Origin of the sequence: Aeromonas taiwanensis (genome assembly GCF_000820165.1) — a bacterium.
Lineage (GTDB): Bacteria > Pseudomonadota > Gammaproteobacteria > Enterobacterales > Aeromonadaceae > Aeromonas > Aeromonas taiwanensis.
The window spans coordinates 19,256-36,339 of the sequence record NZ_CDDD01000100.1 but is presented as its reverse complement, the minus strand read 5'-3'; the positions used below and the strand labels follow the sequence as shown (position 1 = coordinate 36,339).

Here is a 17,084-nt window from a genome sequence, read left to right as displayed (position 1 = left end):
AGGCCCTATTAATCACAGCGTTTTTTTGAATTAATCAACCAAAGTTTGATTGCAGTCGCCTTTCAATCGCGTTAGATCACATTGCAATCGCCATATTGCGATTTTTTTTTAACAAATAAACTGTTCTTGGCATCTCCTTGCCCTCGGAAAACAGCAACAAACCCATTACAAACCCCGTTGCCTGCGTGCCGATTGTCTCCCGTCCTCCCTTGACGTACCCTTGCCTTTCGCCCTCTTCCTGCGTGCCGACCATGACCATCTCTCGCACCGATCTTGCCGAACTGGCGGTATTTGCCGCCGTCGCCCGCCATCGCAGTTTCAGCAAGGCCGCCCTCGAACTCGGGGTCTCTGCCTCGGCCCTGAGCCACTCCCTGAAGGGGCTGGAGAGCCGCCTGGCGGTACGACTGCTCAATCGCAGCACTCGGGCTGTCGTGCCGACTGAAGCTGGCGAGCGCCTGCTGGCACAGTTGCTGCCGACCCTGGGACAGCTGGAGGAGGCCCTGGACGAGCTGAAGCACCACGCAGGCGAGCCCGTGGGCAAGCTGAAGATCTGTGCCCCCCGGGCCGCCATTCAGGAGATACTGACCCCGGTGCTCATCGACTATCTGGTGCGCTACCCGCGCATGCAGGTGGAGGTGGTGGAGCAGGAGCTGATGCCCCGCCTCATCGAGGACGGTTTCGACGCAGCCCTTTTCTACGGGGATCTGCTGCCCCAGGAGATGATCGCCGTGCCCCTCGGGCCCCCGCAGCGTTATCTGGTCGTGGGCTCCCCCGCGTACCTGGCGAGGCGCGGCACGCCCCGACACCCCTCGGAGCTGAGCCAGCACGACTGCATCGGCTATCGGCTCACTCCCCATCATCACTATCGCTGGGACTTCGCCGCCAACGGCGAATTGCTGGAGATAGAGGTGGCGGGCCCCCTCACCACCAGCACGCCGGCCCTCTATCTGGGGGCGGCAGAGGCGGGGCTCGGGCTGGCTTATTGCGAGGAGGGGGAGGTAAAGGAGGCCCTGGCGACGGGTCGGCTGGTCGCTGTTCTGGATGAGTGGAGCCCCACCTTCGCCGGCTTCAACCTCTTCTATCCCGGTCGGCACCAGCTGGGACAAGGGTTGCGTGCCCTCATCGACATGCTGAAGGCCCACTATCAGAGGCATTACTGATGAATCGTGTTCATCAATTCATCAACCAAATGGCCGATTATCAATAAAATGACGTGAATTTACACTGTGACTTCTATCCCCGATCCAAAGAAGCACAGCGATGTCTGCCTATTTCATTCGACGCCAGCGGGCCATGACCCGCCGTTTCTGGGGCTATGCCCTCCCCTCCATCATGGCCATGCTGGTCTCCGGCGCCTACTACCTGGTGGACGGCATCTTCGTCGGCCATTACGTGGGGGCTGCCGGCCTCGCCGGCATCAACCTGGTCTATCCGGTCATCATGGTACTGATCGGCCTCGCGGCCATGATCGCCATGGGGGCAGCGACCGCCATCTCCTTCCAGCAGGGCGCCAGGAGCCTCGCTCTGGCACGCCAGGCGCTGGTCAACGGGCTCTGGCTGCTGCTGTTGCTGGGAACAGTGGCCCCCCTGCTGCTGCACCACTGGCACCCTGACATCCTGCTGGCCCTGGGGATGGAGCCCGGCACCGAGACCTGGCATCAGGCCAGCGACTACCTCACCTGGATAGGGGGAGGCACCCTGCTGCTGGCCAGCAATCTGGCGGTGCCCTACCTGCTGCGCAACGACGGCCGCCCCCGTCTCGCCATGGTGCTGGTGAGCGGCGGGGCCGTGCTCAACATCCTCCTGAACTACATCATGGTAGGCCGACTGGGGCTGGGCCTGACCGGCACGGCCCAGGCGACTCTCCTCTCCGAGGGGGTGGTCAGCCTCATCGGTCTGGGTTACTTCTTCACCCGCCATGCCAGGCTGCGTCTGGAGTGGCGCCAGCTGGTGCCCAGCTTGCCGGCCATGCCCAACCTGCTGTACACCGGGCTGCCCAGCCTCATCGCCCAGTTCAACCTGGGTCTGCTGCTGCTGCTGCACAACAGCCAGCTGATGGTGCACGGCTCGGTCAAGGATCTGGCGGGTTTCACCGTGGCCGGTTACACAGAGGCGGTCTTCATCGTCATCCTGCAGGGGCTGGCATTTGGCATCCAGCCCCTGGTCAGCCAGGCGGCCGGCGCCAAACGCCATCGCGACCTGAAGTTCCTGATGGAGATGGGGCTCAAGATCACGCTCGTTTACGGTCTGGCGGTCTGGCTGCTGATCCAGCTGCTGCCGCGCCAGGTGGCCATGCTCTACACCGGCGATCAGGATGGCGAGCTGCTGGCGGCTGCCATCAGCAGCCTGACCCTCAACCTTGGCGCCATTCCGCTGGAGGGGATCATCATGTTCGGCATCGTGCTGCTGCAGTCCATGGCCCGCACCCGGCAGGCCCTCGTCCTCTCGGTGGCCAAGACGGTGCTGCTGCTGCCGCTCATCTTCCTGCTGCCCCTCTGGTGGGGGCGCGAGGGCGTCCTGGTGGCCCAGCCCGCAACCGTGCTGCTACTGACCCCGCCCCTGTGCTGGCTGCTGTGGCGGGAGTGGCGGGCTCTGCTCCCCGTCGCCCCCAAGCGCCATGCCCCTGCCCGGATGAGGACGCAGGCCGCGACCTCCTGACCCCGGCCCCAGACGATCGCCCATAAAAAAGTCCCCGCAAGCGGGGACTTTTGACGAGGGCGAAGCGGGCTTAGCAGTAGCCGTAACCCAGCAGGCGCTGGTAGCGCTGCTCCAGCAGCTGCTCGCTGTCAAGGGGACGCAGGGCCTCGAGGTCCTGCTTGATGCGGGCCTTGAGGTGCTGGGCCATCTTCTCCACGTCGCGGTGGGCGCCGCCGAGGGGCTCCTCGACGATGTTGTCGATGAGCTTGAGCTCTTTCAGGCGCTGGGCCGTGATGCCCATGGCATCCGCCGCCACCGAGGCCTTCTCGGCGCTCTTCCACAGGATGGAGGCGCAGCCTTCCGGGGAGATGACGGAGTAGGTGGAGTACTGCAGCATGTTGACGCGATCGCCCACGCCGATGGCCAGGGCACCGCCGGAACCGCCCTCACCGATCACGGTGCAGACGACCGGCACGGTCAGACCGGCCATGACTTTCAGGTTGCGGGCGATGGCCTCGGACTGGCCACGCTCCTCGGCACCCACGCCCGGGTAGGCACCCGGGGTGTCGATGAAGGTGATGATCGGCATCTTGAAGCGCTCGGCCATCTCCATCAGGCGCAGGGCCTTGCGGTACCCTTCCGGGCGCGGCATGCCGAAGTTGCGCTTGATCTTCTCCTTGGTCTCGCGACCCTTCTGGTGACCGATGATCATCACGGGCTCGCCGTCCAGACGGGCGATGCCGCCGACGATGGCCTTGTCATCGGCGTAGGCGCGATCGCCCGCCAGCTCGTCGAAGTCGGTGAAGATCTGCTCGATGTAGTCGAGGGTGTAGGGGCGCTGGGGATGACGCGCCATCTGGGACACCTGCCAGGCACCCAGATCGCCGAAGATCTTCTTGGTCAGCTCTTCGTTTTTCTTCTCCAGCCGGCGAATATCTTCGCTCAGATCCACGGCACTGTTGTGCTCGCTCACATGGCGAAGTTCATCGATCTGTGCCTGCAACTCGGCGATCGGCTGTTCAAAATCCAGAAAAAGACTCATAGGGACAATAGATCCTCTAATCAAAAACCAATTCAACCCGCTCTCGTCCAAGCAGGACTCGCAAGTCATCTATCAGTTGATCGGTGGGCGTCACCCGCCACTCGGTACCGAGCGTCAATCGCACCCGGGAACCGGGGCGACGATAGTTTACCTGAACCGGACAGACTCCGGCACGGGCGGGCTCCAAAATCTCGCACAAACGCGGGAAAAAGCGCTCGTCAATGCGTTGTTCATCGAGGGAAATACGGATTGCCCTGGCAAAACGCTCCCTCGCATCGTTGATATCCAGCAATTCGCGGGCCGACATTTTAAGGCCACCGGAGAAGTCATCAAAGCTGACCTGTCCAGAAACCACTAAAATACGGTCTTTTTGCATCAATTCTTCGTATTTTTCCAGCGCTTCACTGAAGAGGGTCACGTCCAGACGGCCGGATCTGTCGTCCAGGGTGAAGATCCCCATCTTGTTGCCACGCTTGGTCACCATGCTGCGCGCCGCGATCACCAGGCCCGCCGCCGTGGTCACCGTATCCCGGGAGGTGGGATGCAGATCGCACAGTCGGCCCGAGGTGTAGCGACGCAGCTCGCCGCTGTACTGGTTGATGGGGTGACCGGTGAGGTACAAACCCAGCGTCTCCCGCTCCCCTTCCAGCCACACCTTGTCGGGCCAGTGGGGCACGTTGGCGAACGCCTTCTTGACGTCGTCGATCTCCTCGGTGAGCACGCCGAACATGTCGACCTGCCCCACCGCCTGCGCCTTGGCGTGCTGCTCGGCGGCGCGCATCGCCTCCTCCAGGGTCGCCATCAGGGCGGCGCGGTGGGGACCGAGCCTGTCCATGGCGCCGGAGAGGATGAGCTTCTCCATCACCCGCTTGTTGAGCTTCTTGATGTCGACCCGGTTGCAGAAATCGAACAGGTCGCGGAACGGGCCGTCCCGATCCCGCGCCTCCAGGATCGCCTCGATGGGGCCTTCCCCCACCCCCTTCACCGCGCCGATGCCGTAGACGATGTGACCGTCCTCGTTGACGCTGAAGCGGTAGCGGCCGGTGTTGACGTCAGGAGGAATGACGGTCAGCCCCATGCGCTGGCACTCGTCCACCAGGGTCACTATCTTGTCGGTGTTGTCCATGTCCGCGGTCATGACCGCCGCCATGAACTCCGCCGGGAAGTGGGTCTTGAGCCAGAGGGTCTGGTAGGAAACCAGGGCATAGGCGGCGGAGTGGGACTTGTTGAAGCCGTAACCCGCGAACTTCTCCACCAGGTCGAAGATCTTCATCGCCAGCTCGCCGTCGACGCCGTTCTTGATGGCGCCCTCCTCGAAGCCGGCCCGCTGCTTGGCCATCTCCTCGGGTTTTTTCTTGCCCATGGCCCGGCGCAGCATGTCCGCGCCCCCCAGGGTATAACCCGCCAGGGTCTGGGCGATCTGCATCACCTGCTCCTGGTAGAGAATGATGCCGTAGGTGGGCTCCAGGATGGGCTGAAGGCTCTCGTGCTGCCACTTCTCGTCCGGATAGGAGATGGCCTCATTGCCGTGCTTGCGGTCGATGAAGTTGTCCACCATGCCGGACTGGAGCGGGCCCGGACGGAACAGGGCCACCAGGGCGATCATGTCTTCGAAGCAGTCGGGCTGCAGGCGCTTGATGAGGTCCTTCATGCCGCGGGATTCGAGCTGGAACACTGCCGTGGTCTCGAAACGCTGCAGCAGGGCGAACGACTTCTTGTCATCGATGGGGATGGCGGCGATATCCACCGGCGGCTTGCCCTCTTTGGCAAGACGGGGGTTTATCATGCCGAGCGCCCAGTCGATGATGGTGAGGGTGCGCAGCCCCAGGAAGTCGAACTTCACCAGGCCCGCGTACTCCACGTCGTTCTTGTCGAACTGGGTGACCGGGTGGTGTCCCTCGTCGTCGCAATAGAGGGGCGCGAAGTCGGTGATCTTGGTGGGCGCGATGACCACGCCGCCGGCGTGCTTGCCGGCGTTGCGCACCACCCCTTCCAGGCGGCGCGCCATGTCGATGAGGTCCTTGACCTCCTCGTCCTGCTCGTAGAGCTCCGGCAGCTTGGGCTCGGCCTCGAACGCCTTGGCCAGCGTCATGCCGGGGTCCGGCGGAATGAGTTTCGAGATGCGATCGACGAAACCGTAGGCGTGGCCCAGCACCCTTCCTACGTCCCGCACCACCGCCTTGGCCGCCATGCTGCCGAAGGTGATGATCTGGGAGACCGCCTCCCGGCCGTACATCTCGGAGACGTGTTCGATCACCTCGTCGCGCCTGTCCATGCAGAAGTCGACGTCGAAGTCGGGCATGGATACCCGTTCGGGGTTCAGGAAACGTTCGAACAGGAGATCAAATTCCAGCGGGTCCAGGTCGGTGATCTTGAGGGCGTAGGCCACCAGCGAGCCTGCACCCGAGCCCCGGCCCGGGCCCACGGGGATGCCATTGTCCTTGGACCACTGGATAAACTCCATCACGATGAGGAAGTAACCCGGGAAGCCCATCTGGTTGATCACCTTGAGCTCGATGTCGAGGCGATCGTCGTACTCGGGCCGGCGCTCGGCCCGCACCGCGGGATCCGGGAACAGGAATTCGAGGCGCTCCTCGAGGCCCTCTTTCGATTTCATGACCAGGAAGTCTTCGGTGGTCATGTCGCCGGTGGGGAAGTTCGGCAGGAAGTATTCACCGAGGCGCACCGTCACGTTGCAGCGCTTGGCGATCTCCACCGTGTTTTCCAGCGCCTCCGGAATGTCGGCGAACAGCTCGCACATCTCTTCCTGGCTGCGCAGGTACTGCTGGGGGCTGTAACGGCGCGGGCGGCGCTTGTCCATCAGGGTGTAGCCATCGTGGATGGCGACCCGGATCTCGTGGGCGTCGAAGTCATCGGCCCCGAGAAACACCACCTCGTTGGTGGCCACCACGGGCACGCCGAACTCGGTCGCGAGGACGACCGCCATGTGCAGGTAGACCTCCTCGTCGGGGCGGCCGGTACGCAGCAGCTCGAGATAGTAGGCGTCGGGGAAGTGGGTCTGGTAGAAGGCGAGGCACTGCTCCACCATCTGGCGGTTGCCCTTGAGCAGGAACTTGCCCACATCCCCCTCGCGGCCGCCGGAGAGCACGATCACTCCCTTGGCATGCTCGGCGAGCCAGGCCTTGTCGATGACGGGGCGCCCCTGCACGTGGCCGCGCTGGTAGCCGCGGGAGATGAGCAGGGTGATGTTCTGGTAGCCGTCGTTGTCCATGGCCAGCAGGGTGATACGGAACTGCTCGTCGCCTAGCTCGTCACTCTGCACCCAGAAGTCGGCGCCAACCAGGGGCTTGATCCCCTTGCCGTGGGCGCTGCCGTAGAAGCGCACCAGGCCGCACATGTTCATCTGGTCGGTCAGGGCCAGGGCCGGCATGTTGTTGGCGGCGGCGGCCGAGACGATGGGCCCGATTTTCTGCAGGCCGTCGACCATGGAGAAGTCGGAGTGGACCCGCAGATGGATGAAACGGGGGTCAGCCATGGTTATCCCCTCTCGTGGCGCCAGCTGGCGCGAATGTCGTCATGCAGACAGCGTGGCATGGGTTATTCGATCCCCAGGGCGCGGCGCACCGGTTTGAAGCTCTGCCGGTACTCGGGCAGGGGGCCGCGCTCGGCCAGGATGGCGAGGTGCTCAGGCGTAGGGTAGCCCTTGTGACGGGCGAAGCCGTACTCCGGATGGCGGGCGTCGAGCTCGCTCATCTCGGCGTCCCGGGTCACCTTGGCGAGGATGGAGGCGGCGCTGATGGCGGCCACCAGGCTGTCCCCCTTGACCACTGCGCGGGCTTCCATCGGCAGAGCCGGGCAGCGGTTGCCGTCGATGAAGACCAGCTCGGGCGTGACCCTGAGCCCCGCCACGGCGCGCTGCATCGCCAGCATGGTGGCGTGCAGGATATTGAGCTCGTCGATCTCTTCCGGGCTCGCGCGCCCGATGGCATAGGCCAGCGCCTTCTCCCGGATCTCGTCGAACAGGGCCAGCCGCTTCTTCTCGGAGAGCTTCTTGGAGTCGGCAAGGCCGGCGATGGGATTGGCGGGATCCAGGATCACCGCGGCGGTGACCACGTCACCCACCAGGGGGCCGCGGCCCACCTCGTCCACCCCGGCAATCAGCTTGTCTTCGGGAATATCGATCGTCATCTCATAGCCTTGAATCAAAACCGGCCCCGCAGGGCCAGTGTCAGCACAATATCGCGTGAGGCGCGCAGGCCGGCTAGCGTTCCAGCAGCGCGGCCACCGCCTCGGCGGCCTGCACGTCGGCATTGCAGCGGATCTTCTCGTGCAACTTGGTGAAGGTGGCGATGAGTTCGCTGTTGTCGTGCTCCAGCAACTTGCTCACCTCTTCCACCAGATTGGCCGGGGTGCACTCGTGCTGGATGAGCTCGGGCACCAGCATCCTGTCCGCCAGCAGATTGGGCAGGGAGACATAGTCCGTCTTCACCAGCCACTGGGCCAGCCAGTAGCTGAAGGGTTTGAGCTTGTAGCCCACCACCATGGGTTTTTTCACCAGCATGGCTTCGAGGGCCGCAGTGCCGGAGGCGAGCATCACCACGTCGGCGGCGATCATGGCCTCGCGACCCTGGCCATCCAGCAACACCATGTCGAGATCCGGCGCAATCTCTTCCTTGATGGCCAGGAACTGCTCGCGCCGCTTCTGGTTGACCAGGGGCACGATGAAGCCGAGATCCGGGCAGTGCACCGTCAGGTGCTTGCAGGCCTCGAGGAAGACCGGCGACATGAAGTCCACCTCGGCGTGGCGGCTGCCCGGCAGCACCGCCAGCCAGCGGCGGGCAGGATCGATGCCGAGTTCCTTGCGCACGGCTGCCTGATCCGGCACCAGGGGAATGTCATCCGCCATGGTGTGGCCGACGAAACGGCAGGGAGCGTCGAAGCGGTCGTAGAAGGCCTTCTCGAACGGCAGGAAGGCGAGCACCATGTCGGTGGCCGCCTTGATCTTGTGAATGCGGCCCTGACGCCAGGCCCACACGGAGGGGCTGACATAGTGGACCGTCTTGATACCGGCGCGGCGCAGTTTCAGCTCCACCCCGATATTGAAATCCGGTGCATCCACGCCGACGAACACGTCGGGAGGATTGGCAATGAAGTGGCGCAGCAGTTCGCGGCGCACCTGCAGGATGCGGGGCAGACGGCCCAACACCTCGGCGATGCCCATGACGGAGAGCTCCTCCATCTCGAACAGCGCCTTGACGCCCAGGGCCTGCATGCGCGGCCCGGCGATCCCCTCGAATTGCGCGTCCGGATAGCGACGCTGCAGTTCGCGCACCAGCCCTGCGGCCAGGATGTCGCCGGAGGCCTCTCCGGCGACGATGCCGATGCGAATGGGCTTAGGCACGGATGATCCCGCGCTCGTTGTCTTTGAGGAAATCGACGTAGAGCTGGACGGCAGGCTCGGACTGGGCCATCTCACTCAGCACCGGCAGCACCTCTTCGATGGTCTTGCCGGAGCGGAAGATCTCCTTGTAGGCGCGCTTGACGGCGGAGATCGCCTCAGGCGTGAAGCCACGGCGGCGCAGCCCCTCGGAGTTGACCCCGAACGGCTTGGCGTAGTTGCCAGCGGCCATCACGTAAGGCGGCACGTCCTTGTTCAGGGCGGCGCAGCCACCGACGAAGGCGTGGGAGCCGACGCGGCCGAACTGGTGAATGGCGGACAGACCGCCGAAGATCACGAAGTCGCCGATGTGCACGTGGCCCGCCAGGGTCGCGTTGTTCGCGAAGATGCAGTTGTCACCGATGATGCAGTCGTGGGCTACGTGGACGTTGACCATGAACAGGTTGCCGCTGCCCACCTTGGTCAGGCTCTGATCCTGGGTGGTGCCACGGTGCACGGTGCAGTTCTCGCGAAACACGTTGTTGTCGCCGATCTCGAGGAAGGTGCGCTCGCCGGCGTACTTCTTGTCCTGGCAATCCTCACCGATGGAGGTGTGCTGGAAGATCTTGTTGCCACGACCGATCCTGGTCGGCCCCTTGATCACCACATGGGAGCTGACCCAGGTGTTGTCGCCGATTTCCACCTCGGCACCGATGACGGAAAAGGGGCCGATTTCAACCCCTTTACCGATGACGGCAGACTCATGGACGATGGCGGTATCGTGGATGATGGCAGTCTGGTCGATCACGGTTATACCTCGCGTTTGGCGCACATCAGTTCGGCAGTACAGACCACTTCACCGTCGACGGTGGCGACACCGGTGAACTTGGCAATGCCGCGGCGCTCCTTCAGGAACTCTACGTCCAGCACCAGCTGATCGCCAGGTCCGACAGGGCGCTTGAAGCGGGCGTTGTCGATGGAGGCAAAGTAATAGAGCTCGTTGGGGGACGGTTTGCCCACCATGGTAAAGGCCAGGATACCGGTGGCCTGGGCCATGGCTTCCAGGATCAGCACGCCGGGGAACACCGGCTTGGCCGGGAAGTGGCCCTGGAAGATCGGCTCGTTGAACGAGACGTTCTTGATGGCGCGCAGGGTCTTGCGCTCATCGCTGATCTCGTAATTTTCCACCTTGTCCACCATCAGGAACGGATAACGGTGGGGCAGCAGATCCATGATTTCCTGGATACCCAGGCTCTTCTTTTCAGTAGTCAAAACAGTACCCTATACCAATCGTGATTATTCTTGATCCAGCTTTTTCTCAAGCTTGCTCAACCGCTTGTGCATCTCTTCGATACGCATCACCCGGGCAGCGGTCTTGCGCCACTCTTTATTGGTTTGCAGGGGGATGCCGGAAGAGTAGATACCGGGCTCGGTAATGGGCCGCATGACCATGGCCATACCGGTGACGGTAGCCTGGTCGCAGATCTCCATGTGCCCGTTGAAGACGGAGGCGCCGCCAATGATACAGTATTTGCCGACCTTGAGACTACCGGCCATCACGGTGGAGCCCGCCACGGCGGTGCCGTAGCCGATCTCGACGTTGTGGGCGATCTGGCACTGGTTGTCGATGATGACGTTGTCGGCGATGCGGGTATCTTCCAGCGCACCACGGTCGATGGTGGTGCAGGCACCGATCTCGACCCGGTTGCCGATGGTCACGCCACCGAGCTGGGGGATCTTGATCCACTCGCCACGCTCGTTGGCATAGCCAAAACCGTCGGCCCCGATCACGGTTCCGGCTTGCACCAGACAATCCGTGCCCAGGGTCACGTTGTGATAGAGGGTGACGTTGGCCCACAACCGGGAGCGCGCGCCCAGTCGGGTGTTCTTGCCAACGAAACAGCCCGGACCGATGCGGACATCATCACCCAGCACCACGCCGGATTCGATGACCGCATTGGCACCGATGGCCACTCTCTCGCCCAGTTGCACGTCCGCCGCGATGACGGCGCTCGGATGGATATCCATGGCCGGCTGCGGCGTGGTGTCCAGCAGTTGGGCTACCCGGGCAAAGCCCACATAGGGGTCTTTGAGCACCAGGGCATTGGTGGGGCAAAACGGCAGGTCTGCCTCGGTGATGAGCACGGCAGTCGCCTTGCTCTGCTCCAGGAAATGCCGGTACTTTTTGTTGGACAGGAAGGCGATCTCCCCCTCCCCGGCTTTTTCCAGTGTCGCGACCTTGCGAATTTCCCGGGTCCCATCCCCATGGACCTCGGCCCCCAGTTGCTGGGCCAGCTGTGCGAGAGTGAATGCCATCAATTAGTTGCTCTTGCTAACCTGAGAAATAACCTGGCCGGAGATGTCCAGCTTGCTGGCGGCATAGGGGGCAGCGTTGCGCTCCAGCACCAGATCGTAGCCATTGCTCTTGGCGATGGAGTCGATGGCAGCCTGTACCTTGGTCAGGATCTTGTTGCGCTCTTCAGACTGGCGACGGCCATTGTCACGCTCGAATGCCTGGCGCTTCTGGTTGAACTCCATCTGCAGCTTGGCCAGCTTCTCCTGGTTCTGCTTCTTCTGCTCGTTGCTCATGAAGGCTTCGTCCTTCTTGAACTTCTCGACCAGTGCCTGACCGTCGGACTCCAGCTTCTGCAGCTCGCGCATGCGCGGCTCGAATTCACCTTTGAGCTTCTTGGCAACGGCTTCACGCTGGGGCAGTTTCTGGAACACTTCGGCCATGTCGACCACGGCGATCTTGGTCTCGGCCCAGGCGGAACCCATGCCGGCAGCCATCAGTGCAAAACTCAAACCAGCTACTTTCAACGCTTTATTCACACTAACTCCTTGGTCCCTCGGTAGAGGGCTACCTGATTTACCTGATTGTGCAAGCGATCCACATGACCGTCTTGTTACCTGGTGAGGCACGCACACCGCGTGACCCATCATATTTCCCCCGCCGCAGCGGGGGGTCGTCCGCCTTTAGAAGGTACGGCCGATGTTGAAGGAGAAGACTTCGGTATCGTCCCCTTCGTATTTCTTGATCGGTTTCGCCAACACGAACACCAGGGGCCCCATGGGGGAGAGCCACTGCAGCGACAGGCCGGTCGACACCCGGATGTTGCTGGGGTCGGAGTAGTCCATCAGATAGCTACAGCCGCTGAAGCAACGGTTCTCGTAATCGCTGTAGTCGAAGGTGGTGTCCCACACGGTACCCGCATCGACGAAGAAGCTGGTCCGCAGCTGGGGCTGATAGCTTTCAGAGGCGAACGGCGTCGGCACTATCATCTCGAAGGAGGCGACCGCCAGGGCATTGCCCCCCACCGAGCTGTCGGTACCCTGGATCACGTCGTTACCGCCCAGGTTGTAGTAGTAGAGCGCCTTCGGACCCACGGTGTTGCTCTTGAAGCCGCGCAGGGTGTCAAAGCCACCGGCGTAGTAGTTCTCGAAGAACGGCAGGACGTGCTCATAGTCACCGTTGCTGCCATAACCGTTGCCGTAGGAGGCGCGGGCCTTGGCCAGCATGACCCACTTGTGGTCCGCATCGAGCGGGAAGTAATGGGAGTCTTCGGCGTTGAGCTTGAAGTACTGCAGATCCATACCCGGCACCGTCACCTTGGCATTCACGCGCTGACGGTCACCGGCAGTCGGGAACTGGCCCTTGTTGAGGGTGGAACGGGTCCAGCCAGCGGTGACGTCGACGGTGTTGAACACCATGCGGTTGTCGCCATCCAGGTTGGCTTGATACACCTTCCAGAACTCATCCACCTGCACATAGGGGTTGGGCTGGGAGAGCTTGTTGTTCTCGTAGCCGAGGCTGAAGTCGAGACGGTTGTTCTCGTTGACCGGGAAACCGCTGGAGAGACGGAAACCGATGGTGGTGTTCTCGTAATCCACGATGTTGGCGTCGGCCGCACTGAACTTGTTGTAGTAGAGGCGGCCGCCCAGGCTGACCCCATCGACGGTGAAGTAGGGATCGTTGTAGCTCAGATCGATGTTCTTCGAGTAGTCGTTGGTGCTGGCGTTGATGCCGATCTTCTTGCCGGTCCCCATGAAGTTGTCCTGCTGCAGGCCCGCCTGCAGGCTCAGGCCTGACTCGGTACCGTAGCCGACACCGGCGTTGATGGAGCCGGCAGGCTGCTCCTTGACCTTGAAGTCGAGGTCGACCTGGTCATCGCTGCCCGGTACACGCTTGGTATCCACTTCTGCGGTTTCGAAGAAGCCGAGGCGGTTGAGACGGGTCTTGGACTGCTCCACGTTGTCGGAGGAGAGCCAGGTGCCTTCCATCTGGCGCATCTCGCGACGCAGCACTTCATCCTTGGTGGTGACGTTGCCGCTGAAGTTGATGTTGCGCACGTAGACGCGGGGGCCCGGCTCCACGTTGACGATGAGCTCGACTTCCTTGGTCTGGTCATTGATCTGGGGGAAGGTGACCACTTTCGGATAGGCGTAACCGTAACGACCGAGGAACTTGGAGAGCACCTCTTCGGTGTGGGTCACCTGGCTGGCGGAATAGACGCTGCCGGCCTCGATGGGGATGAGCCCCTTCATGTCGCCACCGCGATCGATGAGGTCGCCCTTGAGCTGGACGCCGGAGACCTTGTACTGATCCCCTTCCTTGATGTTGAGGGTGACGTAGACCCCTTTCTTGTCAGGGGTCATGGAGACCTGGGTGGACTCCTGGGTGAAACGGATGTAGCCGCGGTCCATGTAGTAGGAGCGCAGCACTTCGAGGTCACCCGCCAGCTTCTGTTTCTGATAACGCTGGTCGCCGGTGAAGTTCCACCAGGGCACGTCGTCCTTGAGGGAGAGCTGGGCCAGCAGCTTCTCTTCCGGGAAGACGTTGTTGCCGACGATGTTGATCTGCTGGATCTTGGCGGCCTGACCTTCCACGAAGGTGAACTTGAGATCGACCCGGTTGCGCGGCAGCGGGGTGACGATGGCCTTGACCTTGGCGGAGTACTTGCCCACGCCGTAGTAGAAATCTTCCAGCCCTTTCTCGAGGGAGCTCAGCACGGTGCGATCGAGGGGATCACCGACCCGGATGCCGGAGGACTCCAGGCTCTGGGTCAGCTGCTCTTCCTTGATGTCCTTATTGCCGGAGAATTCGATGCTGGAGATGGTCGGGCGTTCCTTGACCACGACCTGCAGCACCTGACCGTCACGATAGACCTTGACGTCTTCGAAGTTGCCTGAGGCATAGAGCTTCTTGATGGCGTTCGCCAGGGCCACGGAATCGACGGAATCACCGACCCGCACCGGCAGATTCAACAGGGCGGCACCCAGGGTCACCCGTTGCAGGCCCTCGACCTGAATGTCTTGCACCACAAAAGAGGCCGGGGCAGCCTGAGCCAGGAAGCTAGCCCCCAGCAGGCAACTCAACACCAATGCTTTTTTAACAGCCATTTTGTTCTTATGTGTCCTTGTTGATGCTCTGGCCTCAGAGGCGAGCGAAATCATTAAACAGCGCAATGCCCATCAGTAACATCAGAATGGCGGCGCCTATCCTGAACCCAACTTCCTGAATTTTTTCCGGTACCGGCTTGCCGGTGACCGCCTCGATGAGGAAATAGACCAAGTGGCCACCATCCAGCACCGGCAGGGGGAACAGGTTGATGATCCCCAGGTTGACGCTGATGAGTGCCAGGAACCCGAGGAAATAGACCAACCCGTAATCGGCGCTGCTGCCGGCCCCCTTGGCGATGGAGATGGGGCCGCTCAGATTGTCCAGGGAGACGATGCCACCGATCAGCTTGCCTATCATGTCGAAGGTCAGGGTGATCAGGCTCCAGGTCTTCTGGACCCCGTGCCACAAGGCCTGTAAAGGCCCATACTGTAACAGAGTTCGATACTCATCCGGTAATGGAACCAGTTGCGGCGACAACCCCACAAAGCCGACCAGCTGGCCACGTACTTTCTTGGCATCCGGGGTCAGGGTCAGGGTGATATCGCTGCCCGCCCGCTCGACGGTCACCTGCATCTGCTGTTCCGGCGACTGCTGCACCCGCTCGACAAACTGTGCCCATTCGGTGATGGCTTGTCCATCGACCCCTTTGATACGATCCCCTATCTGAAGACCGGCCTTCTCGCTGGCGCTCGACGGCACCACGGCCTCCACCACGGGCAGCACCTTGCCGCCGAGAGGCACTATCCCGAGGCTCCCGATGGGGGACTCCTTGTCCGGATCGAACGTCCAGCCCTCGAGCTGGAGCGTCTTGTCCACGGCGTAGCTGGTATTGGCAGCCTTGAGCTTGAGCTGGACCGAATCATCGCCAAGGTGGCTGATGAGGGCATAGGTCACGCTCTCCCAGTCACCTGTCTCCTCGCCGCCGACGCCGACGATCTCCATGCCGGGCTCGATGCCGGCCTGGGCCACGATGGAGGCGGGGCGCACCTCGCCGACCACCGGCTTCACGCTCGGCACCCCGATCATGAACATCAGCCAGAAGGCGAACAGGGCGAACACAAAGTTGGCCATGGGGCCGGCCGCGACGATGGCCATTCGTGCCCAGACGCTCTTGTGGTTGAAGGCGTACTGCTCCTCGCCCGGCTTGAGCTCGTCGACCCGCCCATCCAGCATCTTGACGTAGCCACCGAGGGGAATGAGCGCCAGCACGTACTCGGTACCGTCCTTGCCGAGCCGGCGCCAGATCGCCTTGCCAAACCCGATGGAGAAGCGCTCCACCTTGACGCCGCAGCGACGGGCGACCCAGAAGTGACCGAACTCATGCACCGCCACCAGCAGCCCGAGGGCGACGATGAAGGCGCCGATATTCCACAACACGCCGCCCATCAGTGCGTCACCTCAACGGCAGCAAGAGGGGCGTCACACCAACGCGGTTCATTCATCGGGCAAGTACCTCTATCAGTTGCTGGGCACGGGCACGGGCCGTACCGTCCAGGGCGATGAGATCCGCCAGCGAGCCTGCGGCACTCGTGCCCAGCTCGGCCATGACGGATTCATTGATTCTGGCAATATCCATAAATCCAATCCGCTCTGCAAGAAAAGCCGCGACGGCCTCTTCGTTGGCGGCATTGAGGGAAGTGGTCGCCGCCTGCCCCTGCTGGCAGGCCGTCATGGCAAGCTGCAGACAGGGGTAGCGCGCGTAGTCGGGCCGGATGAAGCTGAATTCTCCGACACTGAAGAAATCCAAAGGTTCCACGCCAGACTCAATCCTGGCCGGGTAAGCCAAGGCGTGAGCGATGGGGGTGCACATGTCCGGGTTGCCAAGCTGGGCCAGGACGGAGCCATCCTTGTACTGCACCATGGAGTGGATGACCGACTGGGGATGGATCACCACCTGGATCTGTTCGGGCGCCGCATTGAACAGCCAGCGCGCCTCTATGTACTCCAGCCCCTTGTTCATCATGGTGGCGGAGTCCACCGAGATCTTGGCCCCCATGGACCAGTTGGGATGCGCCACCGCCTGGGCAGGGGTGACGTGGGCCAGCTCGCCGATGTCGGTGTAGCGGAAGGGGCCGCCCGAGCCGGTCAGCAGGATCTTGCTGATGCCGGCGCCTGCCAGATCGCAAAAGCCCGGCTGGCGCTGGATGGCCTCGGGCAGACATTGGAAGATCGCGTTGTGTTCACTGTCGATGGGCAGCAGCTCGGCGCCGTGGGTGCGCACCGCCTCCATAAAGAAGGCCCCGGACATCACCAGCGCCTCCTTGTTGGCCAGCAGGATCCGCTTGCCGGCGCGCACGGCAGCCATGGTGGGCGCCAGACCCGCCGCCCCGACGATGGCCGCCATCACGCTGTGTGCCTCGGGATGAGCGGCCACGTCGCACAGGGCGGCCTGGCCTGAGAGCACCCGGGTGGTGCAGCCGTGGGCCTTGAGCCGCCCCGCCAGATCGCTGGCAGCCGCCTCGTCCACCATGACGGCGAAGCGGGGAGAGAATTCGAGGCAGTCCCGCAGCATGGCGTCCACGCTGCGGGCCGCGGTCAGCGCCAGCACCTGCCAGCGCCCGGGATTTTGTCGCAGTACCTTGAGGGTGCTCTGACCGATGGAGCCGGACGCTCCCAGGATCACCAGGTTATGCATCAAGACTCCTGAATGGGTATCAGACTGATGG

14 protein-coding genes are annotated in these 17,084 nt (G+C 62.5%); 2 read left to right on the top strand and 12 right to left on the bottom strand.

Annotated elements, in window-relative coordinates; translation table 11 throughout:
- Positions 1 to 76: 76 nt before the first annotated feature.
- Positions 77 to 253 (bottom strand): hypothetical protein, encoded by a 177-nt coding sequence (locus BN1136_RS17215; RefSeq protein WP_156135314.1) that lies wholly within the window; start codon positions 251 to 253, stop codon positions 77 to 79.
- Between BN1136_RS17215 and BN1136_RS17210 the strand changes: the two genes are divergently transcribed.
- Positions 252 to 1,160 carry a LysR family transcriptional regulator gene (locus BN1136_RS17210; RefSeq protein ID WP_043758749.1) on the top strand — a complete coding sequence of 303 codons (909 nt, stop codon included), beginning with the start codon at positions 252 to 254 and terminating at the stop codon, positions 1,158 to 1,160. The two genes, BN1136_RS17215 and BN1136_RS17210, sit on opposite strands and share 2 nt — an antisense overlap.
- Positions 1,161 to 1,260: 100 nt before the next feature.
- Positions 1,261 to 2,658 carry an MATE family efflux transporter gene (locus BN1136_RS17205; protein WP_043758746.1) on the top strand — a complete coding sequence of 466 codons (1,398 nt, stop codon included), beginning with the start codon at positions 1,261 to 1,263 and terminating at the stop codon, positions 2,656 to 2,658.
- 70 nt (positions 2,659 to 2,728) lie between these two features.
- On the opposite strand, the gene accA is transcribed toward BN1136_RS17205, so the two are convergent.
- From accA to ispC, 11 genes are all read right to left on the bottom strand, one after another.
- Positions 2,729 to 3,679: an acetyl-CoA carboxylase carboxyl transferase subunit alpha gene (gene accA, locus BN1136_RS17200; protein WP_043758744.1), complete on the bottom strand. Its 951-nt coding sequence runs from the start codon at positions 3,677 to 3,679 to the stop codon at positions 2,729 to 2,731.
- A 16-nt stretch (positions 3,680 to 3,695) separates the two neighbouring features.
- A complete protein-coding gene (dnaE, locus tag BN1136_RS17195; RefSeq protein ID WP_043808981.1) occupies positions 3,696 to 7,175 on the bottom strand; it encodes a DNA polymerase III subunit alpha in 3,480 nt (1,159 codons plus the stop codon).
- A gap of 62 nt (positions 7,176 to 7,237) precedes the next feature.
- Positions 7,238 to 7,828 carry a ribonuclease HII gene (gene rnhB / locus BN1136_RS17190; protein ID WP_043758730.1) on the bottom strand — a complete coding sequence of 197 codons (591 nt, stop codon included), beginning with the start codon at positions 7,826 to 7,828 and terminating at the stop codon, positions 7,238 to 7,240.
- Between the two features lie 73 nt (positions 7,829 to 7,901).
- Complete coding sequence (gene lpxB, locus BN1136_RS17185; RefSeq protein WP_043758728.1) at positions 7,902 to 9,041, bottom strand: lipid-A-disaccharide synthase; 1,140 nt, start codon at positions 9,039 to 9,041, stop codon at positions 7,902 to 7,904.
- Entirely contained in the window at positions 9,034 to 9,825 is a 792-nt protein-coding gene (gene lpxA / locus BN1136_RS17180; protein WP_081843632.1) for an acyl-ACP--UDP-N-acetylglucosamine O-acyltransferase, read from the bottom strand. Before lpxA ends, lpxB begins: the two co-directional genes overlap by 8 nt.
- 2 nt (positions 9,826 to 9,827) lie before the next feature.
- On the bottom strand, positions 9,828 to 10,289 hold the full coding sequence (gene fabZ / locus BN1136_RS17175; RefSeq protein ID WP_010673414.1) for a 3-hydroxyacyl-ACP dehydratase FabZ: 462 nt from the start codon (positions 10,287 to 10,289) through the stop codon (positions 9,828 to 9,830).
- Between the two features lie 24 nt (positions 10,290 to 10,313).
- Positions 10,314 to 11,333 (bottom strand): UDP-3-O-(3-hydroxymyristoyl)glucosamine N-acyltransferase, encoded by a 1,020-nt coding sequence (lpxD, locus tag BN1136_RS17170; RefSeq protein WP_043758734.1) that lies wholly within the window; start codon positions 11,331 to 11,333, stop codon positions 10,314 to 10,316.
- Positions 11,334 to 11,336: 3 nt separating this feature from the next.
- Positions 11,337 to 11,849, bottom strand: a complete 513-nt coding sequence (locus BN1136_RS17165; protein ID WP_043758725.1) for an OmpH/Skp family outer membrane protein — start codon at positions 11,847 to 11,849, stop codon at positions 11,337 to 11,339.
- A gap of 144 nt (positions 11,850 to 11,993) precedes the next feature.
- Positions 11,994 to 14,417 (bottom strand): outer membrane protein assembly factor BamA, encoded by a 2,424-nt coding sequence (gene bamA, locus BN1136_RS17160; protein ID WP_043758723.1) that lies wholly within the window; start codon positions 14,415 to 14,417, stop codon positions 11,994 to 11,996.
- Positions 14,418 to 14,451: 34 nt separating this feature from the next.
- Positions 14,452 to 15,804: a sigma E protease regulator RseP gene (gene rseP / locus BN1136_RS17155; RefSeq protein ID WP_043758722.1), complete on the bottom strand. Its 1,353-nt coding sequence runs from the start codon at positions 15,802 to 15,804 to the stop codon at positions 14,452 to 14,454.
- Positions 15,805 to 15,856: 52 nt separating this feature from the next.
- Complete coding sequence (ispC, locus tag BN1136_RS17150; protein WP_043758720.1) at positions 15,857 to 17,053, bottom strand: 1-deoxy-D-xylulose-5-phosphate reductoisomerase; 1,197 nt, start codon at positions 17,051 to 17,053, stop codon at positions 15,857 to 15,859.
- Positions 17,054 to 17,084 lie beyond the last annotated feature (31 nt).